Source organism: Yoonia vestfoldensis DSM 16212, from assembly GCF_000382265.1.
GTDB classification, from domain to species: Bacteria; Pseudomonadota; Alphaproteobacteria; order Rhodobacterales; family Rhodobacteraceae; genus Yoonia; species Yoonia vestfoldensis.
This window is the reverse complement of record NZ_KB907982.1, coordinates 95,543-119,747: the sequence shown is the minus strand read 5'-3', so window position 1 is coordinate 119,747 and position 24,205 is coordinate 95,543. Positions and strand designations below refer to the sequence as shown.

At 61.5% G+C, this 24,205-nt stretch carries 22 protein-coding genes; 12 read left to right on the top strand and 10 right to left on the bottom strand.

Annotation, left to right across the window (positions count from 1 at the left end; all coding sequences use genetic code 11):
* Nucleotides 1-70 precede the first annotated feature (70 nt).
* The 4 genes from H147_RS0111765 to H147_RS0111750 are packed head-to-tail and all read left to right on the top strand — an operon-like array spanning nt 71 to nt 5,370.
* Nucleotides 71-1,309: an Hsp70 family protein gene (locus H147_RS0111765; protein WP_019955574.1), complete on the top strand. Its 1,239-nt coding sequence runs from the start codon at nt 71-73 to the stop codon at nt 1,307-1,309.
* Nucleotides 1,310-1,341: 32 nt separating this feature from the next.
* Entirely contained in the window at nt 1,342-2,247 is a 906-nt protein-coding gene (gene trhO, locus H147_RS0111760; protein ID WP_026352456.1) for an oxygen-dependent tRNA uridine(34) hydroxylase TrhO, read from the top strand.
* Nucleotides 2,234-3,280 (top strand): AbrB family protein, encoded by a 1,047-nt coding sequence (locus tag H147_RS0111755; RefSeq protein WP_019955572.1) that lies wholly within the window; start codon nt 2,234-2,236, stop codon nt 3,278-3,280. The genes trhO and H147_RS0111755 overlap by 14 nt, the downstream gene beginning before the upstream one ends.
* An 11-nt stretch (nt 3,281-3,291) precedes the next feature.
* Nucleotides 3,292-5,370, top strand: a complete 2,079-nt coding sequence (locus tag H147_RS0111750; RefSeq protein WP_019955571.1) for a S9 family peptidase — start codon at nt 3,292-3,294, stop codon at nt 5,368-5,370.
* 51 nt (nt 5,371-5,421) lie between these two features.
* On the opposite strand, the gene gyrB is transcribed toward H147_RS0111750, so the two are convergent.
* The 8 genes from gyrB to mutM all read right to left on the bottom strand — a co-directional run bounded on the left by gyrB (nt 5,422) and on the right by mutM (nt 14,982).
* Nucleotides 5,422-7,836, bottom strand: coding sequence for a DNA topoisomerase (ATP-hydrolyzing) subunit B (gene gyrB, locus H147_RS0111745; RefSeq protein ID WP_019955570.1), 2,415 nt, complete (start codon nt 7,834-7,836; stop codon nt 5,422-5,424).
* A 93-nt stretch (nt 7,837-7,929) separates the two neighbouring features.
* Nucleotides 7,930-8,550: a LysE family translocator gene (locus H147_RS0111740; RefSeq protein ID WP_019955569.1), complete on the bottom strand. Its 621-nt coding sequence runs from the start codon at nt 8,548-8,550 to the stop codon at nt 7,930-7,932.
* Nucleotides 8,547-9,647 carry a DNA replication/repair protein RecF gene (gene recF / locus H147_RS0111735; protein WP_019955568.1) on the bottom strand — a complete coding sequence of 367 codons (1,101 nt, stop codon included), beginning with the start codon at nt 9,645-9,647 and terminating at the stop codon, nt 8,547-8,549. Before recF ends, H147_RS0111740 begins: the two co-directional genes overlap by 4 nt.
* A 70-nt stretch (nt 9,648-9,717) precedes the next feature.
* Nucleotides 9,718-10,836: a DNA polymerase III subunit beta gene (gene dnaN / locus H147_RS0111730; RefSeq protein ID WP_019955567.1), complete on the bottom strand. Its 1,119-nt coding sequence runs from the start codon at nt 10,834-10,836 to the stop codon at nt 9,718-9,720.
* Nucleotides 10,837-10,949: 113 nt separating this feature from the next.
* Entirely contained in the window at nt 10,950-12,293 is a 1,344-nt protein-coding gene (gene dnaA, locus H147_RS0111725) for a chromosomal replication initiator protein DnaA (RefSeq protein WP_019955566.1), read from the bottom strand.
* Nucleotides 12,294-12,880: 587 nt separating this feature from the next.
* The gene (rpsT, locus tag H147_RS0111720; RefSeq protein ID WP_019955565.1) at nt 12,881-13,144 is read right to left on the bottom strand and encodes a 30S ribosomal protein S20; all 264 of its coding nucleotides are present in this window, start codon (nt 13,142-13,144) and stop codon (nt 12,881-12,883) included.
* A gap of 147 nt (nt 13,145-13,291) precedes the next feature.
* On the bottom strand, nt 13,292-14,068 hold the full coding sequence (locus H147_RS0111715) for an enoyl-CoA hydratase (RefSeq protein WP_019955564.1): 777 nt from the start codon (nt 14,066-14,068) through the stop codon (nt 13,292-13,294).
* Nucleotides 14,069-14,130: 62 nt separating this feature from the next.
* The gene (mutM, locus tag H147_RS0111710; protein ID WP_019955563.1) at nt 14,131-14,982 is read right to left on the bottom strand and encodes a bifunctional DNA-formamidopyrimidine glycosylase/DNA-(apurinic or apyrimidinic site) lyase; all 852 of its coding nucleotides are present in this window, start codon (nt 14,980-14,982) and stop codon (nt 14,131-14,133) included.
* 85 nt (nt 14,983-15,067) lie between these two features.
* On the opposite strand from mutM, the gene ubiE reads away from it, so the two are divergent.
* Both ubiE and ubiB read left to right on the top strand, forming a co-directional pair.
* The gene (gene ubiE, locus H147_RS0111705) at nt 15,068-15,820 is read left to right on the top strand and encodes a bifunctional demethylmenaquinone methyltransferase/2-methoxy-6-polyprenyl-1,4-benzoquinol methylase UbiE (protein WP_019955562.1); all 753 of its coding nucleotides are present in this window, start codon (nt 15,068-15,070) and stop codon (nt 15,818-15,820) included.
* Between the two features lies 1 nt (nt 15,821).
* Nucleotides 15,822-17,351, top strand: a complete 1,530-nt coding sequence (gene ubiB / locus H147_RS0111700) for a 2-polyprenylphenol 6-hydroxylase (RefSeq protein ID WP_019955561.1) — start codon at nt 15,822-15,824, stop codon at nt 17,349-17,351.
* Nucleotides 17,352-17,856: 505 nt separating this feature from the next.
* Here ubiB and H147_RS0111695 read toward each other — a convergent pair.
* Both H147_RS0111695 and H147_RS0111690 read right to left on the bottom strand, forming a co-directional pair.
* A complete protein-coding gene (locus H147_RS0111695) occupies nt 17,857-18,513 on the bottom strand; it encodes a flagellar hook capping FlgD N-terminal domain-containing protein (protein ID WP_051108207.1) in 657 nt (218 codons plus the stop codon).
* Nucleotides 18,514-18,522: 9 nt separating this feature from the next.
* Complete coding sequence (locus H147_RS0111690) at nt 18,523-19,797, bottom strand: flagellar hook-length control protein FliK (RefSeq protein WP_081625851.1); 1,275 nt, start codon at nt 19,795-19,797, stop codon at nt 18,523-18,525.
* 105 nt (nt 19,798-19,902) lie between these two features.
* Here H147_RS0111690 and H147_RS0111685 point away from each other — a divergent pair, with 105 nt between their 5' ends.
* From H147_RS0111685 to H147_RS0111660, 6 genes are all read left to right on the top strand, one after another.
* Complete coding sequence (locus H147_RS0111685; protein ID WP_019955558.1) at nt 19,903-20,196, top strand: rod-binding protein; 294 nt, start codon at nt 19,903-19,905, stop codon at nt 20,194-20,196.
* Between the two features lie 7 nt (nt 20,197-20,203).
* Nucleotides 20,204-20,530, top strand: a complete 327-nt coding sequence (locus H147_RS0111680) for a flagellar protein FlgN (protein WP_245541138.1) — start codon at nt 20,204-20,206, stop codon at nt 20,528-20,530.
* A 200-nt stretch (nt 20,531-20,730) separates the two neighbouring features.
* Nucleotides 20,731-22,269, top strand: coding sequence for a flagellin N-terminal helical domain-containing protein (locus tag H147_RS0111675; RefSeq protein WP_026352455.1), 1,539 nt, complete (start codon nt 20,731-20,733; stop codon nt 22,267-22,269).
* 97 nt (nt 22,270-22,366) lie between these two features.
* Nucleotides 22,367-22,741, top strand: coding sequence for a flagellar biosynthesis regulator FlaF (gene flaF / locus H147_RS0111670; RefSeq protein ID WP_026352454.1), 375 nt, complete (start codon nt 22,367-22,369; stop codon nt 22,739-22,741).
* Nucleotides 22,741-23,142, top strand: coding sequence for a flagellar biosynthesis repressor FlbT (flbT, locus tag H147_RS0111665; protein WP_019955554.1), 402 nt, complete (start codon nt 22,741-22,743; stop codon nt 23,140-23,142). The genes flaF and flbT overlap by 1 nt, the downstream gene beginning before the upstream one ends.
* Nucleotides 23,142-23,954, top strand: coding sequence for a DUF1217 domain-containing protein (locus H147_RS0111660; protein WP_019955553.1), 813 nt, complete (start codon nt 23,142-23,144; stop codon nt 23,952-23,954). The genes flbT and H147_RS0111660 overlap by 1 nt, the downstream gene beginning before the upstream one ends.
* The last annotated feature ends 251 nt before the right edge of the window (nt 23,955-24,205 follow it).

Here is a 24,205-nt window from a genome sequence, read left to right as displayed (position 1 = left end):
CCCGAGCGAAACCCGAGGGCTTGCGCCCCGGCCGCAATTTTCCTATCGCCAGTGTCTTTGCGGGGGCATAATGGCGACGCTCGGAATTGATTTCGGCACGTCGAACACGGCGGCGGGCGTGATGGTCGCGGGCCGACCGCACCTGATCGGCGTAGAGCCGGGGCAGACAACCCTGCCGACATCCGTGTTTTTCGACCCTGACCGCAAGGTCACGCTTTATGGGTCCGCCGCGAATGCTGCCCTGACCCAAGGCCGCGAAGGCCGTTTCATGCGCGCGCTGAAATCGGTGCTGGGCACGCCCCTGCTGCGCGAAAGGCGCATGATTGCGCATGAACGGCTGACCCTGCTGGAGGTCGTGGCAAGGTTTCTCGCGATGATCCGCGCAAAGGCCGAGGCCGAGACGGGCCAGCCCTATGACCATGCCCTGTCGGGTCGCCCCGTCCGGTTTCATTCCGGCGACCCCGCCCGCGATGCGCAGGCCGAAGTGGATCTGCGCGAGGCGTACCTGCTGGCCGGTTTTCGCGAAGTGACTTTCATGTATGAACCAGAAGCCGCGGCGCTGGCGGCTGGCCCTCTGGACAAGGGTGCCTTGGGGCTGGTCGTGGACATCGGCGGCGGTACATCGGATTTTTCGATCTTCGCCCGCGACGGGGACGCAACGCGGATTGTCGCCAGCCACGGTGTCCGCGTCGGTGGCACCGATTTCGACCGCGCGCTGTCGCTGGCGCAGGTCATGCCGCTGCTCGGGCGCGGGGCCGAGATCGGGAATGCTCTCGGCGACGGGCGCCATCTGGCCCCCAATGCAATCTACAACGATCTGGCGACATGGCAGAAGATTCCCTTTGTCTATACGCCCGAAAACCGGCGCATGGCGGCAGGCTTTGCAAAGCTCGGCATCGATCCCGCCCTGTTCTTGCGGTTGCAGACCGTACTGGACATGGAACTGGGCCACGATATCGCCTTTGCGGTGGAGGCCGCCAAGATCCGGCTGAACGCGCCTGACACGGATCAGACCGGCATCGACCTGCGCATCATCGCCCCCGATCTTTGGGCACAGACCGCCAAGGCCGAAATGGCCGCCGCGCTGGCCGATCACACAGCCGCAATCAGGGCCTGTGCAGTCGAGACGCTGGCGCATGCAGGCATCACACCCGCCCGCATCGGCAAGATCGTCTTTGTCGGCGGGTCCAGCCTGCTGCAATCCGTCGAGGCCGAGATGGTCGCGCTTTTTCCCCATGCCACCCTTGAACGGGGCGAGGCGTTCACAGCGGTCGCCGACGGGCTGGCGCTGGCGGCTGGCCCCTCTTGAACCCAAAGGCGTGCGGGCGTAATCGGATGCCCATGCATATCGTCGCCGCCCTTTACCACTTTACCCGCTTTGCCGACCCCGACGCCCTGCGCGGGCCGCTGCTGGATCTGTGCCGCGCGCGCGGGATCAGCGGCACGCTCTTGCTGGCGGGCGAAGGGATCAACGGCACCATCGCCGGCGACCGCGCGGGCATCGACGCGGTGCTCGCGCATATCCGCGCCTTGCCCGGCTGTGCGGATCTGGAATGGAAGGAAAGCACCGCCGCTGACGCCCCTTTTCACCGCATGAAAGTCCGGCTGAAACGTGAAATCGTCACCATGGGCCAGCCCGATATCGACCCCGTATCGCGGGTGGGCCATTATGTCGACCCTGCCGACTGGAACGCGTTAATCAGCGCCCCCGATGTCGCCGTGATCGACACCCGCAACGATTACGAGGTCTCGATCGGCACATTCGACGGCGCGATCGACCCGCAAACCAAATCTTTCAGCGAATTCCCCGCATGGTGGGAAGCCAACAAGCACCGGTTCCACAACAAGCGCATCGCAATGTTCTGCACCGGCGGCATCCGCTGCGAGAAATCCACCAACTACCTGATGGGCCAAGGGGTGGAAGACGTCTATCACCTCAAGGGCGGCATCCTGAAATACCTCGAAGAGGTGCCGCAGGACGCCAGCAAGTGGGACGGCGAATGTTTCGTCTTTGACGGGCGTGTCAGCGTCGGGCACGGGCTGGCCGAGGGGCCGCATATCCTGTGCCACGGCTGCCGCCGCCCGCTGCTGCCCGAGGACCGCAATCATCCCGCGTTTGAAGAAGGCGTCAGTTGCCATCACTGCGTGGACGAGACGACCGAAGCCGACAAGGCCCGTTTCCGCGAACGGCAAAAGCAGATCGCCTTGGCAAAGGACCGCGGGGTCCGGCATATTGGCGGGCTTTGATCGCAAGACCGCGCTGGCGCTTTTGCTGGGGCTTGCAGGCGGGGGGATTGCGTATCTTGCAGGGCTGCCCTTGCCGTGGATGCTGGGGCCGATGATCGCCAATGTCGCCGCCGCCATGCTGCGCGCGCCAGTCAAGGGGCCAAGCGGATTGCGCAATGTCGTCGTGCCCGTCATCGGCGTGCTGCTGGGGTCCGGTGTCACGGCAGAGCTGTTCGGACTGATCTCGACTTGGGTGCTGACGCTGATGCTGCTGCCGCCTTTCCTGCTTGTCGCGGCGGGGGTGTCTTTCCTGATCTACCGCCGCGTCGGCGGCTATGACCGCGTAACCGCATATTACGCCGCGATGCCCGGTGGTTTGAACGAGATGATCCTGCTGGGGGGTGAGGCTGGCGGCAGCGAACGGCAGATAGCACTTGCCCATGCCGCGCGGGTGATGATCGTGATCGTCTTTGTCGCGCTGTTTTTCGGGCTGGTGCTGGGGGTGTCGGCAGGGGGGACGGATGATGCGAACTGGACAGCCCTCGACGCGCTGACCATGCGCGATTACGCCGTGCTTGGCCTTTGCGCCGTCGCGGGCGCGTGGCTGGGCAAGATCGCGCGCCTGCCTGCCGCCCCCGTCTTTGGGCCCATGATCCTGAGCGGGATCGCGCATTACACTGCCCTCGTAACCGTGCCGCCGCCCAGCCTGTTCGTGATCGCGGCCCAAGTCACCATCGGCACCGTGATCGGCACCCGCTTTGTCGGGGCAAAGCTCGCCGATCTGCGGCGCGAACTGGGGCTGGCGGCGCTGTCGTCGGGGATCATGCTGGCCATTGCCGTCGCGTTTGCCGAGGTCATCGTGCTGGCGGGCGGGATGCCACTGGCGCAGGCGTTTCTGGCCTATGCGCCGGGGGGATTGACGGAAATGTCGTTGCTGACCCTCGCGATGGGGCAGGATGCGACCTATGTATCGGTGATCCACGTCATCCGCATCACGCTGGTAATCGCGGCTGCACCGCTTGTTTTTGCGATGATGCGTAAACGTATTCTTTGATAGGACGCCTGATGTTCAAACATTTGCCCGACGCCCCCTTGGCCGACAAACGCCCGACCACGACAGAGGCGCATGGTGTCACCCTGCATGACGATTTCGGCTGGCTGCGCGCGGACAACTGGCAAGAGGCGATGCGCGATCCTGCAAAACTGCCCGCCGATATCGCGGGTTATCTGCGCGCCGAGAATGCCTATTACGACGCGGCCATGGCAGACACCGCCGACTTGCAAGCCACGCTGATCGCGGAAATGCGGGGCCGGATCAAGGAAGACGACACATCCGTCCCGCGCAAGAACGGCGCCTATGCCTATGTGATGCGCTACAGCGAAGGGGCTGAACACCCCGTCTATATCCGCACCGCACGGGATGGCGGGGATGAGGTTGTGCTGCTCGATGTGAACGTCGAGGCGGCGGTGCATGACTATTTTGATCTGGGTGCGGTCGCATCCTCGCCCGATCACGGGTTGCTGGCGTGGCAGGCCGATACCACGGGGTCAGAGTTTTTCACCCTGCGCCTGCGCGATACCGCCACCGGACAGGACAGTGCCACGCTGATCGCGGATGTGGGGTCCGTCGCCTGGGCGGATGAACGCACGCTGTTCTATGTCCGCGTCGACGCCCAGCACCGCCCGAACAAGGTGTTCCGCCACACCATCGGCAGCGTTCCGGCAGATGACGTGCTGGTCTACGAAGAAAAAGACCCCCGCTATTTCGTGGGCGTCAGCCGGTTGCGGTCGGGGGCCTATGTCCAGATCGCAACCGGCATGAACGACGAAAGCGAGGTTTGGGTGATCCCAACCGCGACGCCCGATGCAGCGCCTCAGCTGATCGAGGCGCGCACCGAAGGGCTGGAATACGAGATTGACCACCAAGGCGATCACTTCGTCATCCTGACCAACGCCGACGGCGCGGTGGATTTCAAGATCGTCACCGCCCCTGTCGCCACGCCACAGCGCGCGCATTGGGTCCATCTGGTGCCCTATCGCGCGGGGCGCATGGTGATCGGGCTGGCCGCCTATCGCGACTGGCTGATCTGGGTGGAACGCGAAAACGCGCTGCCGCGCATCTGCTATCAGGGACCTTCGGGTGCGGTGCAAAGCATCGCGTTTGACGAAGAAGCCTATGCTTTGGGGGCCGACCCGAGTGCGGAATATGAAACGGATATGTTCCGCTTTACCTATTCGTCGCCCACGACGCCGTCACAAGTGTTTGATTTTGATCTGGCCACGGGTGCGCGCGTGCTGATGAAACAGACCGAATTGCCCAGCGGCCACGACCCTGCCGATTACGTCACCCGCCGGATCATGGCGCGATCGCATGACGGCGCGCTGGTGCCGGTCACAATCCTGCACCATGCGACGACCAAACTGGCTGGCACAGCACCTTGCCTGCTGTATGGCTACGGGTCTTACGGGGCCTCCATGCCCGCAGGCTTTTCCGCCAACCGGCTGTCGCTGGTGGATCGCGGGTTCGTCTATGCCATCGCCCATGTGCGCGGCGGCGAGGAAAAGGGCCGTGCCTGGTACGAGGACGCGAAATTCGGGCGCAAGGTGAATACCTTCCACGATTTCATCGGGACGGCCGAGGCATTGATCGCCGAAGGCTACACCGGCAAAGGCCGGATCGTCGCGCAAGGCGGGTCGGCGGGCGGGTTGCTGGTGGGCGCGGTGGCCAACATGCGCCCCGACCTGTGGGTCGGCATCATCGCCGACGTGCCTTTCGTCGATGTGCTGACCACGATCCTTGACGACACGCTGCCCCTGACACCCGGCGAATGGTCCCAATGGGGTAATCCGATCGAAAGCAAGACGGCGTTCGACGATATCCGCGCCTATTCGCCCTATGACAATGTCACCGCACAGAATTACCCTGCCATGCTGGTGACGGCGGGCGTGTCCGACCCGCGCGTGACCTATTGGGAACCGGCGAAATGGGTCGCCAAGCTGCGGATCACCAAGACGGACGACAATATCCTGCTTTTGAAAACCAACATGTCCTCTGGGCATTTTGGCAAGACGGGGCGGTTCGCAGCACTTGAGGACGCAGCACGATCCTATGCTTTTGCGATCAAGGCGGTGGGTCGGGGTTAACCCCGACCTACCTCAATGTGCAGACCGTAGGGCGGGGTTCACCCCGCCAAACTAAAAGTCCAGATTTTCCACGTTCAGCGCGTTTGCCTGGATGAATTCGCGCCGCGGTTCGACCACATCACCCATCAGCTTGGTGAACAGATCGTCGGCCTCGGCCACATCCTCGACCTTGACCTGAAGCAGCGTGCGCGCATCAGGGTCGAGCGTCGTTTCCCACAGCTGATCGGGGTTCATCTCGCCCAGACCTTTGTAGCGTTGCAGGGACAGGCCCTTTTCGCCCTCTTCCAGAATGGCGCGCAGCAGGTCGAGCGGGCCATGGATCAGCTGGCTGCGGTCCTTGCGCACCAGCGTCGCAGGCAGGTTATAGACGTCCTGCAAGCTTTTCGTGAATGTCCCCGTGCGTCGCGCCTCGCCCGAGCGGAGCATCGTGCCGTCGAGCGTGCGCACCTCTTCCACGCCGCGCAGGAACCGCGCCAGACGCATCCCCTTGTCCTGCGTGATCCGGCCTTGCCAGCCGCGTTCCCATTCCAGTGCGATCAGGTCCAGCCGTGCGGCCACGCGGTCGGCGGTGCCTTGCAGGTCGTTTTCCACGACGCCGGGCACGAATGCCCCTGCAATGGCGGCCTGTTCCAGTATGTGGCGCGGGTAATGGGTCGGAAACGCCTCCAGCACGCGTTTCAACTGCCGCGCTTCTTCGACGATACGGCGCAGGTCGGCACCGGCGATTTCCTCGCCATTGCCCTGACGCAGCATCGCGCCTTCGATGCCCTGTTCGATCAGGTATTCGTCCATCGCGGCCTGATCTTTCAGATAAACCTCTGACCGGCCGCGCGTGACCTTATACAGCGGCGGCTGCGCGATATAGAGATGCCCGCCCTCGATCAGTTCCGGCATCTGCCGGAAAAAGAAGGTCAGCAACAGCGTGCGGATATGCGCGCCGTCGACGTCGGCGTCGGTCATGATGATGACCTTGTGATAGCGCAGCTTGTCGATGTTGAATTCGTCGCGCCCGATGCCGGTGCCAAGCGCCATGACAAGATTGCCGATTTCCTGACTGGACAGCATCCGGTCGAACCGCGCGCGTTCCACGTTCAGGATCTTGCCCTTCAGCGGCAGGATCGCCTGCGTGCCACGGTCACGGCCGGTCTGGGCGGACCCACCGGCGCTGTCACCCTCCACAAGGAACACTTCGGTCTTGGACGGGTCCTTTTCGGAACAATCCTTGAGCTTGGAGGCATTGAAATTCACATCCATCGCCGATTTACGGCGGATTTCACGGGCCTTGCGCGCGGCTTCACGGGCGGCAGCAGCCTCGACGATCTTGGAGATGATCGCTTTGGCGGTGGCGGGGTTTTCCTCGAACCATTCGTTCAGCTTTTCGCCCATCAGGTTTTCGACGGCAGGCCGCACCTCGGAGCTGACAAGCTTGTCCTTGGTCTGGCTGGAAAACTTCGGATCGGGCACCTTGACCGACAGCACGCAGGTCAGACCTTCGCGGGCGTCGTCGCCTGTCAGCGCGATCTTTTCCTTTTTGGTGATGCCGGTTTCGGTCGCATATTTGGTGATGGCACGGGTCAGCGCGCCACGGAAACCCGCCAGATGCGTGCCGCCATCGCGCTGCGGAATGTTGTTGGTGAACGGCAGCACCATTTCGTTATAGCTGTCGTTCCACCACATCGCGACCTCGACCCCGATGTCATCGCGTTCGCCGGTCACATAGATCGGCGTCTGCATCAGCGGGGTTTTGGACCGGTCCAGATATTTGACGAATTCGCGCACGCCACCTTCATAGAACAGGTCCGTACGCAGGGGTTCGGCTGGGCGCAGGTCTTCCAGAATGATCCGCACGCCGGAATTCAGGAACGCCAGTTCGCGCAGACGCTTTTCCAGAATGTGGAAATCGAAATCGCGGTTGGAAAAGGTCGTCAGCGCGGCAAGAAAGGTGATCTCTGTGCCTTTGCGGCCATCGGCATCACCGACCACACGGAGGGATTCCACAGTGAAGCCACCCTCGAACCGGGCGTAATGCTCCTTGCCCTCGCGCCAGATGCGCAGTTCCAGAAAATCCGACAGGGCGTTGACGACGGACACGCCGACGCCGTGCAGACCGCCCGAGACCTTGTAGGAATTACTGTCGAATTTACCACCCGCGTGCAGCTGGGTCATGATGACTTCGGCGGCGGACACGCCTTCGCCTTCGTGGATGCCGACAGGAATACCGCGCCCGTTGTCGCCCACGGTGACAGAGCTGTCGGCGTTGATCCGCACATAGACATGATCGGCGTGACCGGCCAAAGCCTCGTCAATGCCGTTGTCCACGACCTCATAGACCATATGGTGCAGGCCGGACCCGTCGTCAGTGTCACCGATATACATGCCGGGACGCTTGCGAACAGCCTCTAACCCTTTGAGAACCTTAATGGAATCGGCGCCATATTCTTCTTGTTTCTTGTCGTCATCGGCCATGGGGTCAGTCCTGTTCATCTATCCGCAAAATATATGCGGAATATGCGGGGATGTCACGCGAATGGCACCATATTTTGTGGCATTTCAAAGCGCTTAGCTGACGGCGATCACGCCGCCGACGGCCACCAGCAAACAGCCCGCCACGATATTGATCCGGCGCAGCGTTTCAGGCGACTTGAGCGCGCCGCGCATCCGCCCGATAAAGCCCGCAAGCACCAGATTGCCCACCAGCGGCACCATGAAGCTGAGCGTGCAAATCACCACGATATCGGCCAGCGTCACCCGCGTCAGATCAAAGAAGCCCGGCAGCACGCCCATGTAGAACAGCACCGCCTTGGGGTTGCCAAGGATTACCGCAACGCCCGCGACAAAGCCCGCCCAGCGCCCCGGACGTGTCAGGCGACTGTCCGCGCTGAGCGTGTGCCCGCCCGACCGGATCAGCCCGATCCCCATGACGATGAACACGGCGACGGCGATCCATTTCATCACCAGCATGACCTCGGCAAAGGCCGAGACCAGCCATGTGACCCCGAGGATCGCGACCAGCGGCCAAAAGATATCACCCAGCGCAACCCCCACCGCCAGGGGCCATGCGGCGGTAAACCCACCCGACAGCGAGCGCGCGAGCAGCGCGACCCAGACCGGACCGGGGGTAATGAACAGGATCAGCAAGGCACCGGCATACAGCACAAGGCCCGAGGCGGTAACGGTCATAGTGAGTCTTTGCGTTCCACTGCCGACTGGCCGTGCGTTTCGGTGACTTCGGCGTATTGCGCGCGGGACCCCAGTTCGGCGAACAATTCCGGCCCGGTGCCTGTCATGAACGCCTGTGCGCCCAGCGCGCAGATTTCGTCATAGAGCGCGGCACGGCGGGTGGCGTCAAGATGGGCTGCGACCTCGTCCAGCAAAAGGATCGGCGGCGCGCCGAAATCCTGCGCCAGCGCGCGCGCATTGGCCAGGATCAGGCTGATCAGCAGGGCTTTCTGCTCTCCGGTTGAACAATCGCGGGCGGGCACGTTCTTGTCAGCGTAAACGGCGTCAAGATCGGCGCGGTGCGGCCCCAGCAACGTCCGCCCCGCCGCCATGTCGCGGCTGCGATGATCGGCCAGTGCCGCTTGCAGATCATCGGGCAGCGGGTCGGCATAGGTGAGCGACAGCAGCGCAGTCGGAAAGGCGCTGACAGCCTCGGCCTGTGCGGCTGTCAGCGCCGCGATGGCCTGCGTGCGGTTCGCGGTGATCTGGGCTGCGGCCTCGGCCATCTGGCCTTCGATCGCGGCATACCAATGCGGGTCGCGCACCATGTCTTTGAGCAGGCGATTGCGTTCGCGCATCGCCTTTTCATAGGTCAGCACGGCATCGGCATGGCTTGGCTCGAAACTCAGCGTTGCGCGATCCAGAAACCGGCGCCGCCCATCGGCCCCTTCGATCCAGAGCCGGTCCATCGCGGGCACCAGCCACAGCACCCGCGCGATCCGGCCCAGGGCCACCTGCGGCGCTGTCTTGCCGTCGATGCGCAACTGGCGCGGCTGGCCTGTTTCGGCCCAGGATTCGACTTCGTGGACCTGATACAGCGATTGCAGGACGCCCGTGATCTTCCACCCCAGCGCCTCTGGCCTGCGCGCCAGATCGTCAGCCCCCGCACGGCGCAACCCGCGCCCCGGCGACAACAGCGAGACAGCCTCGAGGATATTGGTCTTGCCCGCGCCATTCGGCCCGTAAATCGCCAGTGGGCGTGGATCAAGGTCCAGCACCGCGCGTTTATGCGACCTGAAATGCGACAGGGTCAGTTGCGAAAGCGCCAGCCGGGTCATGGCCAGCGCGAAGAATTTTCACGAAAATTCTTCCCCCGGCAAAATTCTTCGCGAAGAATTTTGCGCCCCGTCACACGCGCATCGGCATGACGACATAGATCGCCGACATGTCGTTGCCTTCGCGCATCAGGGTCGGATCGCCCGAGGAATTGAACATGAAAACGGCGTTCTCGCGGTCTACCTGGCTCGCGATTTCCAGCAGGTATTTGGCGTTGAACCCGATTTCGAGCCGTTCGTCGGAATAGGCGACGGCCAGTTCTTCCTCGGCGGCACCGGAATCAGGCGAATTGACGGACAGGATCAAGCGGTCTTCGTCCAGCGACAGTTTCACGGCGCGCGACCGTTCGGACGACACGGTCGCCACGCGGTCCACGGCGCGGGCGAATTCGCTGGCGTCGACTTCCAGCCTGCGCGTGTTGCCCTGCGGGATGACGCGGGTGTAATCGGGGAAGGTGCCGTCGATCACCTTGGAGGTCAGCGTGATATCGGGCGTGGCAAAGCGGATCTTGGTTTCGGACACCGACACCGCGATCTTCATGTCGTCATCATCCAGAAGCTTGCGCAATTCGCCCACGGTCTTGCGCGGCACGATCACGCCGGCCATGCTTTCGGCACCCATCGGCAGTTCCGCGTCGATCCGCGCCAGACGGTGGCCGTCGGTCGCGACACAGCGCAGCACCTTGCCGTTTTCGCCATCGGCCACATGCATGTAGACGCCGTTGAGGTAATAGCGTGTTTCTTCGGTCGAGATCGCGAATTTGGACTTGTCGAACAGCCGCCGCAGCACGGGGGCCTTGGCCGAGAAATTGGCCGCGTAATCGGACGAGGCCATCACGGGGAAATCTTCCTTGGGCAGCGTCGCGAGCGAGAAATTGGACCGCCCCGCCTCGATCGTCAGGCGGCCTGTCGCGCTTTCCTCGGTCAGGCTGACAAGCGCGCCATCGGGTAGCTTGCGCACGATCTCGTTCAGGGTCACTGCCGATACGGTCGTGGCACCCGCGCGTTCGACCTTGGCGGGTGCCTTGTCGACGATTTCGATATCAAGGTCGGTGGCGCGGAAATGCACTTCGTCGCCCTGCGCCTCGATCAGCACGTTGGCAAGGATCGGGATCGTGTTGCGCCGTTCGACGACGGATTGGGCCTGCGCGACCGCCTTGAGCAATACCGCGCGTTCAATGCTGAATTTCATGTCCCAATCTCCGCCTATCCTGTTGCCGGACAAGGCCGGGACGCGAAATCTACTGCATTCCGGCGCGGCCTCAAGTGTTTTGTTTCTGATGCAGGTCCCAGCGTCAAGCGCGGCTATGCTTCCAAGGCACGGCGCAGCAGTTCCAGATCGTCCGCGATCTGGCTGTCCAGCTGTTTCAGTTCCTCGATCTTGCGGACGCCGTGCATGACGGTCGTGTGGTCGCGGCCGCCGAACCGCCGCCCGATTTCCGGCAGGGACCTGTTGGTCATCTGCTTGGCCAGATACATCGCCATCTGCCGGGGGCGGGCATAGTTGCGCACGCGCTTTGGCCCGATCATGTCGGACAGGCGGATGTTGTAATGTTCGGACACCTTGCGCTGGATTTCCTCGACTGTGACCTTGCGATCCGACGCCTTCAACACGTCGGACAGGCAATCCTGTGTCAGTTCCAGATTGATCTCGCGGCCGACCAGGGATGCGAAGGCGAATAGACGGGTCAGCGCGCCTTCCAGCACGCGCACGTTGGTCGAAATGCGATGCGCAAGGAATTCCAGCACACCGGGGGCGACCGCGAGACCGGGGTATTGCGCCGAGAACGCCTCGACCTTGGATTGCAGAATGCCAAGGCGCAATTCATAGTCGGTCGGGTGCAGATCGACAACCAGCCCGCATTGCAGGCGCGACCGGATACGGTCTTCGAGGTCCTTGATCTCGCCGGGCGCGCGGTCGGCGGAAATGATGATCTGCTTGTGGCCGTCCACCAGCGCGTTGAAGGTGTGGAAAAACTCTTCCTGCGTGCTGTCCTTGCCCGCGATGAATTGCACGTCATCGACCATCAGCACATCGACGGACCGGAACAATTGTTTGAAATCCATCATCTTGCGTTCGCGCAGCGCGGTAATGAAACGGTACATGAATTGTTCAGCGGACAGGTAGAGCACGTTCAGTTCCGGCGACCGGCGCTGCAATTCATGCGCGATGGCATGCATCAGGTGCGTCTTGCCCAGCCCGACGCCGCCATAAAGAAACAGCGGGTTGAAGGTCACAGGCCCGCCATCGGCCACGCGGCGCGCGGCGGCATGGGCCAATTCGTTGGGCTTGCCGACGACAAACGTATCGAACGTGAACCGCGCATCCAGAGGTGAGCCAGAGATTTCATCGACGCTGGCAGTCCGCGTCGCAGGCTTGGGCGCGGGTTTCGGGGCCGTCTGCGCCATCGCAGGCACCTTGAATTGCAGGCGCTGCACGTCTTCGCCCTGCTGGCTCAGATGGTATATGATCTGGTCCCCAAAATTCTGGGACACGTAATTGCCGATGAAATTGGTCGGGACATGAAAAACGGCGACACCTTCCGCCAAGCGAGAGAATTCCAGGGGTTCGATCCAGTTGGAGAAATTATTGACCCCAAGGGCCCCCTTCAGTGAAAGCAGCACCTTTGCCCAGATATCGTTCGTCATTCTTTTCTTTACCCTAAACCCCGCACAACCCCACCGCAGAGCCGCACACCTTTAAACGACCACACATCGCACCCGGCAAAAGCGATCCGTACGCTCGGAGTGTCCCTCTCCGACCGGAATACGCTTTGCCAAACTACGGTCCATTGACGGCACGCGACGTCAGGTCGCGGCCATAACGGCAGATGAAGAGAGACATGATAGCGATGGTCATCAAGGAGCAGCCCCTAATGACCAAGCAGACACAAATGTCGGGCGCCCCCCGCTTGCGCAGATTACCCCTGTCACATTTGCATGGGGTCGGTCCCCGAATACCTGACAGCCGCAGCCCAAAGAACGGGTTTCAGCGTATCAGATCGGACCGATCCCCCCATGTCCCCCCGGAACGATGTGAATCGCATCGTCAAGCTAGCAAGGGGTTTGGGGCCGCTTCAACAGAACAACGTGCTTGACTCTGACTTTGCCTGAAAAGAATCTTCGTCCGCTTTGTTTTCCGCCAAAATCTCGGCAGTGGTGCAACACCTGCATAAAAAAAGACGCACCCGAATGGGGCGCGTCTTCGTCGATTCTGGTCGGATGTGGCCCGTGGATCAGCCGATTGCCTTGACCCGTGCGGACAGGCGCGACATTTTCCGCGCGGCAGTGTTCTTGTGAACGACGCCTTTGGTCACGCCGCGCATCAGTTCTGGCTGCGCCGCGCGCAGAGCTGCGATCGCTGCGGCCTGATCGCCAGAGGTGATCGCCTCTTCGACTTTGCGCAGGAATGTGCGGATACGCGAACGGCGCATCTTGTTAACCTGGAAACGGGCGTCGTTCTGACGGGCCCGTTTTTTGGACTGTGGTGAGTTTGCCATGGGTCTTTCCCTTCGTCGGGTCAAAATGTTCTGTTAAGCGCAAAAAGCCCCGACCGGGTTCAGTACCGGTGATTCTGGCCTAGGCGGGCCTCTCGCGCATGTGCGCTTCGCCTTAGTGCAGTTTTGCCCCGAAGGAAACCCGAAATCTTAGCGGTCGCGGAACTGCGCCTCGCGCTTTTCCAGAAAGGCGGTCATGCCTTCGGTCTGGTCGTCGGTCGCGAACAGCGACTGGAACAGGCGGCGTTCGTATTGCAGCCCTTCGGCCAGCGTCGTCTCATAGGCGCGGTTGACGGCATCCTTGGCGGCCATCGCCGCGATCAGGGACTTTGCGGCGATCTTGGCAGCCGACTTGCGCGCTTCGGTCAGCAGATCCTTGGCAGGGACAACGCGGCTGACCAGCCCGCTGCGTTCAGCCTCGGCGGCATCCATGAAACGGCCGGTCAGATGCATGTCCATCGACTTGGCCTTGCCCACGAAACGGGTCAGGCGCTGCGTGCCACCAAGGCCCGCGATGACGCCAAGGTTGATCTCGGGCTGGCCGAATTTTGCGGTATCGGCAGCGATGATGAAATCGCACATCATCGCCAGTTCACACCCACCGCCCAGCGCATAGCCCGCAACAGCAGCGATGATCGGCTTGCGCGTGCGGTTGAAGCGGTCGGTTTCATTCTCGAAGAACCGCGTGGTGTAGAGGTCGACGAATGATTTATCCGCCATCTCGGAAATATCCGCACCGGCCGCAAAGGCCTTTTCGGATCCGGTGATGATGATGCAGCGCACCTTGTCGCTGGCGTCAGCCTCTTCCAGCGCGGTGCACAATTCGCGCAGCAGATCGCCGTTCAGCGCATTCAGGGCATCGGGCCGGTTCAGCGTGATGGTCGCCACGTCGTCGCGCATATCCACGATGATAGTCTCATAGGCCATGCTGCCGTCCTTTTGCTGATGGTCAGACCTCTGTGCTTAACAAAGGCTGCGCATCGTTCAAGTTATCTTTGGCATTGCGCACAAAAGAAAGACGACCGACCCGATTGCACGACTCGGCTGATCGGCCTGCCACAATCAGGCGTGAGGCAAGGGGCGCCTTCGCGGTCATAGACCTGAAACCCGTGCTGGAAATAGCCCAGTTCACCGTCGCTTTGGCGGTAATCCCGCAAGCTGGACCCGCCCGCCGCGATCGCCTCGTTCAACACGTCGCGGATCAAGGGCACCAGCGTCGCCACACGGCGCGCCGCGATTTGGCCCGCCTTGCGCCTTGGGTTAATGCCCGCGCGGAACAGCACCTCGCAGACATAGATATTGCCCAGCCCCGCCACGATCCGCTGGTCGAGCAGGGCCGATTTGACCGGCGTATTGCGCCCCTTCAGCCGTGCGATCAGATAGGTTTCGTCGAACGCATTGCCCAAGGGTTCCGGCCCCAGATCGCGGATCAGCCAGTGATCGTCCTGTGCCGCCGTCGGCATCAGGTCCATCGCGCCGAAACGGCGGGCGTCGTTGAAGGTGATCCGCGCGCCGCCGTCCATATGCAACACAACATGGTCGTGTTTCGCGGGTGCCGGATGCGGGTGATAGAACGCACCCTGCGCCGCCCCCGACACCAGCATCCGCCCCGACATGCCCAGATGGATCAGCAACGTCTCTGCGCTGTCCAGATCGACAAGGATGTATTTCGACCGCCGCCGCAGGCCAAGCACACGCCGCCCGGTCAGACGATCCGCCATGTTTTCAGGAAACGGCCAGCGCAGATCAGGGCGGTTAACCTCGGCCCGCGCGATCACCCGCCCTGCCATGACGGGGGCTATTCCGGCCTTGACGGTTTCAACCTCGGGCAATTCGGGCATGGCGCACTTTCTATCGGCGGGTCGGCGTTGTAAGCCTCTCTCTGCGCCCTATAGTTGGGACGAGCGCAAAGGACCACAAGCCCCGATGACCGACGAGACAGACAAGACGACCCATTTCGGTTTCGACACCGTCCGCGAAGATGAAAAGGCAGGCCGCGTGCAGGGCGTGTTTTCCTCTGTCGCCAGCAAATACGACATCATGAACGACGTGATGTCCGGCGGGATCCACCGTCTCTGGAAAGACGCGATGATGGATTGGCTGGCCCCGCGGCCAGGCCAGCGTTTGCTGGACGTCGCAGGCGGGACCGGCGATGTGTCGTTCCGGTTCCTCAAACGGGCAGGGCGCGGGCATGCGACCGTGCTTGACCTGACCGAACCCATGCTGATCGAAGGGCGCAAACGCGCCGAGGCGGCGCAAATGTCCGACAGCCTTGACTGGGTGGTGGGCGACGCGATGGCGCTGCCGTTCGAGGCCAACACCTTCGACGTCTATACGATCTCCTTCGGGATCAGAAACGTGACGCGGCCGCAGGATGCCCTGAAAGAAGCGTACCGCGTGCTGAAACCCGGCGGGCGGCTGATGGTGCTGGAATTCAGCCAGATCCCCAACCCGATGATGCAGGCGGCCTATGACGCCTATTCCTTCAACGTGATCCCCCGGATGGGCCAGATCATCGCGGGCGATCGCGACAGTTACCAGTATCTCGTCGAATCGATCCGACAATTCCCCGATCAGGACACGTTCCTTGGCATGGTCCGCGACGCGGGCTTCGGCAATGCGAAATACCGCAACCTGACGATGGGCGTCGCCGCCCTGCATTCGGGGTGGAAACTCTAGGGTGCGCGGACCTCACAACATCATCCGGCTGATCAGGACCGGCGCCACGCTGGAACGCACCGGCGCGATGAAGGTGATCCTTGACGCTTTCGACGTCGGTCCGTTCCTGCGTGCCACCCTGCGGTCGCTCGTCTGGCCGTTCCAATGGTTGGGCTACAAGGGCGATCCGGCCATGCCGCCCGCGCCCCGCGCGCTGACGGCGCTTGGCCCCGCCTATATCAAATTCGGGCAAATCCTGTCGACCCGGCCGGATGTCGTCGGCGATGACATGGCGGTGCAGTTGCGCGTGCTGCAGGACAAGATGCCGCCCTTTTCGATGGCCGAGGCGAAGGCCGAAATCCAGCGAGAGCTGGGGATGCCGGTGGAAAAACTGTTTTCCACCTTCTCCGCCCCTGTTGCCGCCGCATCGCTGGCGCAGGTCCACAAGGCCCATCTGGCTGACACCGGCGAGGCCGTCGCCGTCAAGATCCTGCGCCCCGGCATCGAACGCGCGTTTCGGCGCGACATCGACGCCTTCTACTTTGTCGCCCGCACGATCGAGGTCCTGTCGCCATCGTCGCGCCGGTTGCGGCCAATGGATGTGATCGCGCATTTCGAAGGTGTGGTGATGGGCGAGCTTGACCTGCGGCTGGAAAGCTCTGCCGCCGCAGAATTCGCCGCCAATACAAAGGATGACGCCGGTTTCACCGTGCCGCAGGTCCGCTGGCATCTCTCGGGACGCAGGGTCATGACGCTGGACTGGGCCGAAGGGATCGGGATCGGTGACAATGCAGCCCTTGATGCGGCGGGGCATGACCGGCGGGTGTTGGCGAACCGCGTGCTGGGGCTGTTCCTGAATCACGCGCTGCGCGACGGCTATTTTCATGGCGACATGCATCAGGGTAACCTGAAGGTCAGCGCTAATGGCGACATCATCGCCTATGATTTCGGGATCATGGGGCGGATCGACGAATATACCCGCCGCGTCTATGCCGAAATCCTGTTCGGGTTCATCCGCAAGGATTACCAGCGCGTCGCAGAGGTCCATTTCGAGGCAGGCTATGTCCCGCCGAACCGCGACGTCGATGAATTCGCCCGTGCCCTGCGGGCGGTGGGTGAGCCGATCTTCGGCATGGATGCCAGCCGCATTTCGATGGCGCGGCTTTTGTCCTATCTGTTCGAAGTGACCGAACGCTTTGGCATGGAGACCCGCACCGAACTGATCCATCTGCAACGCACGATGGTGGTGGTCGAAGGTGTCGCGCGCTCGCTTGATCCGCGGATGAACATCTGGGAAGTCGCCAAACCCGTGGTCGAGGATTACATCAAGCAGAGCATCGGACCAAAGGCGCTGCTGCGCGATCTGGGGCGCACGGCGATGATCCTGTCACGCTTTGGTCCGCAATTGCCGCGTTTGGCGGAACAGGCCCTGATCCGCCTGAATAACCCCCCGCCGGAACCGAAACCGCAACGCGGCATTGCGCGGCTGTCGTGGATGGCGCTTGGCGGGGTTCTGGTGGGCGGCGCGATGTGGCTCGGCCAGATAATCTGATCCCAATACAGCGCAAAGCCGCAGCCTGTCGCTGCCCTGGCCGATGCCTCACGATGCGCGATTGCGCGCGGCCCTGCAAAAGAAAGCACGGCGTTGCCTTGCGCACCGGCGGGGACAGACAGCCGCCACAGCCCCGGCTCGTGATCGGTCGGTCTTTTCGTCGCCCGCGCTGCGCATGGACAGTGCTTAAGACCGCGGGCGTTGCGCGTGACATCCTCGGCATCTCTGGAAATGTGCAGGGACAGGTCACGATCCCGACGACATCATGCACCGTGAGCGACGTGACGCCTGCCAAAATCAGTGCATCATCGCTGCCCCCGACGACGATTGCAGGGATGACCCGATTGGCCGGAATTGTCCGACAGGGTATCTGATCGGCACTGCCGTGAAGCGCGACGCCCGCGATGCAAGTGTTCTTCTTGCGTTTCTTGCCGCAAGCGCGATGCGCATCATCCTGCGTCGATGTGCCGAGCGCCGGGATGGCCAAGGGCCTTCGCCAAAAGGGTCAGGACAATGCGCGCAGCGCTGTGACGTCACCCGCCGGTATCGCAATACCCCCTTTGACGATCAGGTTTGTCTGTCCACCTTCAGACCGAACCTCTGTCACTCGGCTATAGACGTCCACAGCAGCCTCACCCATTGGTTGGCCATCGATCTTGCTGACATAGACGAAATCATACACGCCCGGCGGAAGTGGAAAGCCGCCCGCCCCAAGACCGTTCCATTGCACCGGGTCCGTGGTGGGCGGGGACGCAAAGCGCTGTACCTCCATCCCGCTGGCGTCGCGCACCACGATTTCGCCGGCATCGGCAAGGATCATGGGGTTCGGGTAAAGTGTGACGGGGGTCCCGTCAAAATAGGCTGGTGAGGCAGCGCGCACCTCCTTGCCTACCCACCCTGCAAGATCGGCAAGCCCCGCGACACCCATCTGCGCCGACAAGGCTTTGAGCAGGTCATTTGTCAGCACGGCCTGTTCGACACCGGAAAAGGTCGCCAACTGGGTTGCGAAATCGCTGGATTCAACAGGATTGAGCGGATCCTGATTTTTCATCTGTGCTGTAAGCATCCTGAGGAATGTCTCGAAATCGGAACTGATCTTCGTCTTTGCTGCCGGTTGGACCGGATCGATTGTCACAGGGCGGGCGGTCTGGGCGATTTCCATCATCTCTCCTTACAAGCGCAGATCAAGGCCGACGGTCACCCGCCGTGTTGCGGTGGGTTCCGGTTCAACGGTGCCAGACATATTGTCGGGGTGTTCGGTCAGCGGGTCTGCATCACGGCCATCCTGGCCCGGCTTCCGGCCGTCGCCGAAATCAAACGTGATGTCGTTATACCCCAAGCTGCGAAATTCTTGCGCCAAGGTATCAATGTGGCGGCGCAACAAGTCTGTCGTTTCAGGCCGATCCGCAGTGATATGCAACATCAGGGTGCCATCGCTCGTCGACATGCTCATCCGGACACGACCCAGTTCTTCCGGGTTCAGGGCGATTTCCGTGGGTTGCCCCGCAGTCTGCGTCACGGTGACGGCGATCTGCTGGGCAACATGGCGCGCAACAGTCGGCGCACCATGCAAGTCCCCGGTCTTTGCCGCCCCGACGACCGACGCCGTGTCGGTGGAAAGACCGAATGGCGTGTCCGACGGGTCCGCACCCATCGCAAGGCCGACCTTGGGCGCCGGCGGTTTCACCGCTGCGACCGCCGGTTCGGGGCGCTGCATGCCGGCGACGACGGGCAGCGGCTGTGTCGGTTGGTCGTGCACGGCGACAGGTGGTGCCGATCGCGGTATGTCCGGTTCTGGGGGAACTGCGGGCGTCGGTAACGCGATTGATGGCGCAGCGAGAGCAGCTGGCACCGCGACGGACGGGATCGCAGGAACCGGTGGGGTGGCGGCTTTGGCCGTGGCGCCGGGTTGCGGGGCATTGCCAGCAGCCTCATCATGCACCCCGCCCCGCGCGGTTTTGTCCGTCAGCAAGCCCTGCTGCAACCCGGCCAATGACCCGGAAGGCGACACAGGCAATGTCCTGCCGTCGACCTGCTGCGTCGCCGCGGCAACCGGCCGGTCGAACATCATCTGGACCAAAAGATGCTGCGTCATTTTCATCGGCATCCGCGGGTCGTCGGCCGACCGGTCCGGCAGCGCTGCTTTCGGAAGGATGTCTGCCGGAACAGGCGTCACATTGGCGACGGTCACGCGTTCAGGCGCCGGCATTTCAGCGGCGCCATCACTATCGTCGAACGGGAGGCGCTGGGTCGGATCAAGCGCCGGAAAATCGGTTGGATCGGGCACGGGCAACGCCGCATCGGCACCAAGGGGCTGTTCGGGCACAAGCGCGTCAACCAACGCGTCATAGGCAAGTTGAAAACCGTCTTGACCGTCGGCGGCAACGGCCCCGGGCGGCGGAATTTGCGGGGCAGGCGCAGAAGGCACCAACAGAGGCACTAACATTCGGTTTCCTGTCCGATGTGGTCACGCGCTGTTTTTGGCACAAGAAACTTACTGAATGTTTACAGCTTTGCCGCAGTCTGAAAAAAATTCCAGACGGAGCCGAACATGACCGCCATTCCTGTACTGCCGCCCCCCCGCTGGCCGGTGTCGCTGCCAGAATCGCTGAGTGCTGACAACAAACTACGCGAAGCCGCCCAAAAGCTGGAAGCGACGTTTCTGGCAGAAATGCTGAAATCTGCCAGTCTTGGTGCCAGCCGTTCCGCGTTCGGTGGGGGAATCGGTGAAGACCAGTTTTCGTCCTTTCTCCGCGACGCCCAATCACTTGAACTTGCGAAATCAGGGGGCATCGGTCTGGCCGAATCCCTGTTCAACGCGATGAAGCTGTCCGCCGATGCGTGACGACTCATTGGCCGATCTGGTGGCATTGCTTGAAACCGAAACCGCAGCCATCATCGCGGGGGAGTACGCGGTGCTTGATGACCTTGCTGGGCGCAAGCAAGATTTGTTGACCCATCTGCAACACATACCAACGGCGACTGGCGACCTGCAAACGATCGGGCGGTTGCTTGCCAGGAACCAGTCCCTTCTGGCTGCCGCAATCAAGGGCATCAGCGCAGCCCGGGTACGGCTTGCTGCATTGCAGGCGGTGCGGGACGGGCTGCAAGTCTACGATCAGTCGGGGCAGTTTGCCGTTGCCCCGGTTTCGCGCCCCGAATTGGTGAAAAAGGCATAATTTCATTCAAATGGGCTGAATTTCCACCTTTGGCGTTAATCCGTTGTTCAGGCTACGGCGCTTAAGTCCAAGGCACTGCCCGAACGGCAGGTGACGGACACCGCGGTGACCGAAGCAACGTCAGAATGGCGCGTCAACCTGCAAATCTGCAGATTTCTGAACCAATCAGGCGCAAAGCGCCCCCTAAAGGACCGACATTCATGTCCAGTATTCTGACGAACAACGGCGCGATGGTCGCGCTGCAAACCCTCAAATCCATCAACAACGACCTGACCAAGACACAGTCGATGATCTCCACCGGCAAAGAGGTGGGATCAGCAAGAGACAATTCCGCCGTCTGGGCAATCTCGAAGGTCATGGAATCCGACGTTCGTGGCTTTAAAGCCATCTCTGAGAGCCTTTCGCTCGGGCAGTCTTCGGTGGCTGTGGCGCGAAACGGCGCGGAAACGGTGACCGACCTACTGACCTCGATGAAAGAGAAAATCGTCGCCGCACAGGGCAAGAACGTGGATCGGAGCAAGTTGCAGGCCGATATCACGGCTTTGACCGACCAAATCAAATCTGTGGTTGGTGCAGCGCAATTCAACGGCCTGAACTTGCTCAAAGGCTCTGACGATGTCGACGTGCTTTCCTCGCTCGACCGCGCAAGCGACGGAACTGTGACGGCAAGCAACATCACGGTGGCGCGGCAGGACCTGAGCTTTGATGCCGGTGTTTACGGTACAGGTGCCGATCTTGGAGGCAACGTAACCACCACGCTGGGGGGTAACATTGCGCCCGGCGGAACAGGCGATGCATTCTCCAACGGCGCGAACCAATTGGCGGCAACGGTCGCCGGCACGATCGTCGCGGGAGAGACATACACCTTCCAGGTCGCTGGCAAGACGGCAACGTTCGTGACGACAACAACCGCCGTCAACGATCTGGCGGCCGGTCTGACGGCAGCAATCAACGCTGCTGGCATCGAAGGGGTCAGCGCCGGTGTCACAGGTGCCGTCATCACGATCGATTCGGTATCCAAATTCGACGACGTCACCGTGAACACCAGCGGAAGCGGAGCAGCAACATTTGCGTTGCAGGCGAATGGTGTCACGGCTGCAGCCGCGACCACCAACACCCAAACCATTACAGCGCGCGCATCGGAACTTACGTTTTCGGCGACCGCCGGCGTGGCAGAGGGCGACGGGTATCGCGCAAGCATCGGCAGCATGAACTTCGACTATATCGCCGGAAAAGGTGAGACGTTCGAAGACGTCGCGCGCGGCCTGAAGTCGATCATTGATGGCGCTGGCCTGGCCGACATCAGCACGAACGTCCGTCAGGATGCAACGACCGGCGCTTGGTCGCTGCAAATCGACAATGACGGTACTGCGCTGACCCTCTCAGACGCAGGGGCGGCCGGTGGCACCGCAACCGGCGGCCTGGTCGGGCTCAACAAGCTGGACGTGACGGAGGAAAGCAAGGTTTCAGCGGCACTCTCGAACATCGAAACGATGATCAACACATCAATCGATGCAGCCGCGGCGTTTGGCTCAAGCCAGGGCCGGATCGACACCCAGTCCAACTTCATCTCGCAACTGACGGATTCGCTTCGGTCGGGCATCGGCGCATTGGTCGACGCCAACATGGAAGAGGCCTCTGCGCGGTTGCAGGCTTTGCAAGTGCAACAGCAGCTTGGTGTTCAGTCGTTGTCGATTGCGAACCAAGCACCGCAGACCATCCTGTCGCTGTTCAGGTAAGGCCGCACAAAGGGCGGTGCCGCAGCAGCGGCACCGTTACCCCGTTACTGCATGAAAACAGCAGATTGTTCAGCAAAGTCCTGAAAGGACCTCCCCTGTGAATGTTATTGAACAAGCCCGGCAAGCCTATGCCCCGACCCAGATGGCTATTCGAACGGACCGTGCGATCGAATCGCAGCTGCTCAGCCAAGTCACTGCTCGGTTACGCCGCACCCTGTCGGATGATGTCGTGAATTTCCCTGCACTTGCCTCCGCGATTTATGATAACCGGCGCATCTGGGCCGCGCTTGCCGCGAGTGTCGCTGATCAGGATAACCACTTGCCGCCTGATTTGCGCGCGAAACTCTTCTATCTTGCTGAATTCACGGATCGGCACAGCCAAAAGGTGCTGGCAGGGAAAGCTGATGTCCAGGCGTTGGTCGACATCAATGTGTCCGTGATGCGCGGCTTGAACGGTCAGGTTGAACCTTGATGTCGGGCCTCGTTCTCAAACTCAACCCGCGCGAACGGATTTTGGTGAATGGCGCAGTTATCGAAAACGGCGATCGGCGCACACGTTTGTCGATATTGACACCAAACGCGAACATCCTGCGTTTGCGCGACGCCATCCGCCCTGACGAGGTCAATACGCCGGTGCGACGAGTCTGTTACATCGCACAGCTTGCCCTGTCCGGGGACGCCACCCCTGTCGACGCAAGGCGGCAGTTGTTGCTGGGCATCGAACAATTGAGCCAAGCCTTGCGTGACGACGACAGCCGGGCCAGCCTGACCGCAGCGACCGTTGCCGTTACCGAAAACGATTTCTATCGGACCTTGAAGTCCCTCCGCAATTTGCTGCCACGCGAAGCGCGGCTTCTTGCGGCGTCTACATGATGAGTTTCCAACCGGTTGTTCCACTGACGGGATATGTCGGTTGGCGTTTTCTTGAACGTACGCTGGAACCTCAACAGGCGGCCTTTGCAAAAAGCCAACCCGTGGTACGCGCGACTGATTACTTCCGCGAGAATATCGGCAACGTCACCAGCGCAGCTGACCTTGTCAATGATCGGCGGCTTCTGTCCGTCGCCCTTGGCGCATTCGGCCTTGATGACGACATCAACAACAGGTTTTTCATCCGTAAAGTGCTTGAGGATGGCACGATCAAGGACGACGCCCTCGCAAACCGCCTGGCTGATAATCGCTATGCGGAATTCAGCCGCGCTTTCGGATTTGGGGACCGTCCTGTTCCGCGTACGATTCTATCCGGTTTTGCCTCGGAAATGACGACCAGGTATGAAAAACGCCAGTTCGAAAGAGCGGTCGGCGTACAGAACAACGACCTGAGACTGGCTTTGAACCTGCAATCGGGCATCGCCGATATCGTTTCACGCAACTCCAGCGATGGGGCACAATGGTTTTCAATGATGGGCAATACGCCGTTGCGCAAAGTATTCGAAACGGCGCTTGGCCTGCCCGCGAGCATTGCCAGCATCGATATCGACAAGCAACGAGACATCTTCAAATCGCGGGCACAGGCGAACTTCGGGACTCAGACGATGGCTGATTTTTCGGACCCGGCACAGCAGGAAAAGCTTATACGCATGTTTCTGGTCCGATCCGAAGCATCACAATCTGCAGCACTGTCCGGCGCATCCGCTGCGCTGAGCCTGCTTCAGTCGATGCCACGGGTGGGCCGCTTGGCCTAGGGCTGCCGCATTTCGCAATGGCCGCAGGATCGTTCGTGGTAATCATGCCGTTGCACATCACAGTGACAGCGCAACAACGACGATCTGAGGTGAAACTGTCGGAGCGCGGCTACTGACTCGGGAACCATCTCGCGCACTCGCAAGCGTCAGAACCTCAGGCAGGCTCTTTTCGACCCGACCGCGTCGCAATCAGCAGATTGTAATCTTTGCTGCCGCTGTCGAAAAGCAACCGGATCGCCCCCAGCTTCAAG

What these genes read in the sequence shown, in the direction of transcription:
- H147_RS0111685 (WP_019955558.1), top strand. Translation starts at nt 19,903, where the DNA reads ATGACCGCCATTCCTGTACTGCCGCCCCCCCGCTGGCCGGTGTCGCTG.
- H147_RS0111715 (WP_019955564.1), bottom strand. Translation starts at nt 14,068, where the DNA reads ATGGCCTATGAGACTATCATCGTGGATATGCGCGACGACGTGGCGACC.
- H147_RS0111675 (WP_026352455.1), top strand. Translation starts at nt 20,731, where the DNA reads ATGTCCAGTATTCTGACGAACAACGGCGCGATGGTCGCGCTGCAAACC.
- dnaA (WP_019955566.1), bottom strand. Translation starts at nt 12,293, where the DNA reads ATGACGAACGATATCTGGGCAAAGGTGCTGCTTTCACTGAAGGGGGCC.
- H147_RS0111690 (WP_081625851.1), bottom strand. Translation starts at nt 19,797, where the DNA reads ATGTTAGTGCCTCTGTTGGTGCCTTCTGCGCCTGCCCCGCAAATTCCG.
- flbT (WP_019955554.1), top strand. Translation starts at nt 22,741, where the DNA reads ATGTCGGGCCTCGTTCTCAAACTCAACCCGCGCGAACGGATTTTGGTG.
- gyrB (WP_019955570.1), bottom strand. Translation starts at nt 7,836, where the DNA reads ATGGCCGATGACGACAAGAAACAAGAAGAATATGGCGCCGATTCCATT.
- H147_RS0111750 (WP_019955571.1), top strand. Translation starts at nt 3,292, where the DNA reads ATGTTCAAACATTTGCCCGACGCCCCCTTGGCCGACAAACGCCCGACC.
- mutM (WP_019955563.1), bottom strand. Translation starts at nt 14,982, where the DNA reads ATGCCCGAATTGCCCGAGGTTGAAACCGTCAAGGCCGGAATAGCCCCC.
- trhO (WP_026352456.1), top strand. Translation starts at nt 1,342, where the DNA reads ATGCATATCGTCGCCGCCCTTTACCACTTTACCCGCTTTGCCGACCCC.
- dnaN (WP_019955567.1), bottom strand. Translation starts at nt 10,836, where the DNA reads ATGAAATTCAGCATTGAACGCGCGGTATTGCTCAAGGCGGTCGCGCAG.
- H147_RS0111765 (WP_019955574.1), top strand. Translation starts at nt 71, where the DNA reads ATGGCGACGCTCGGAATTGATTTCGGCACGTCGAACACGGCGGCGGGC.
- H147_RS0111740 (WP_019955569.1), bottom strand. Translation starts at nt 8,550, where the DNA reads ATGACCGTTACCGCCTCGGGCCTTGTGCTGTATGCCGGTGCCTTGCTG.
- H147_RS0111695 (WP_051108207.1), bottom strand. Translation starts at nt 18,513, where the DNA reads ATGGAAATCGCCCAGACCGCCCGCCCTGTGACAATCGATCCGGTCCAA.
- recF (WP_019955568.1), bottom strand. Translation starts at nt 9,647, where the DNA reads ATGACCCGGCTGGCGCTTTCGCAACTGACCCTGTCGCATTTCAGGTCG.
- ubiE (WP_019955562.1), top strand. Translation starts at nt 15,068, where the DNA reads ATGACCGACGAGACAGACAAGACGACCCATTTCGGTTTCGACACCGTC.
- rpsT (WP_019955565.1), bottom strand. Translation starts at nt 13,144, where the DNA reads ATGGCAAACTCACCACAGTCCAAAAAACGGGCCCGTCAGAACGACGCC.
- H147_RS0111660 (WP_019955553.1), top strand. Translation starts at nt 23,142, where the DNA reads ATGAGTTTCCAACCGGTTGTTCCACTGACGGGATATGTCGGTTGGCGT.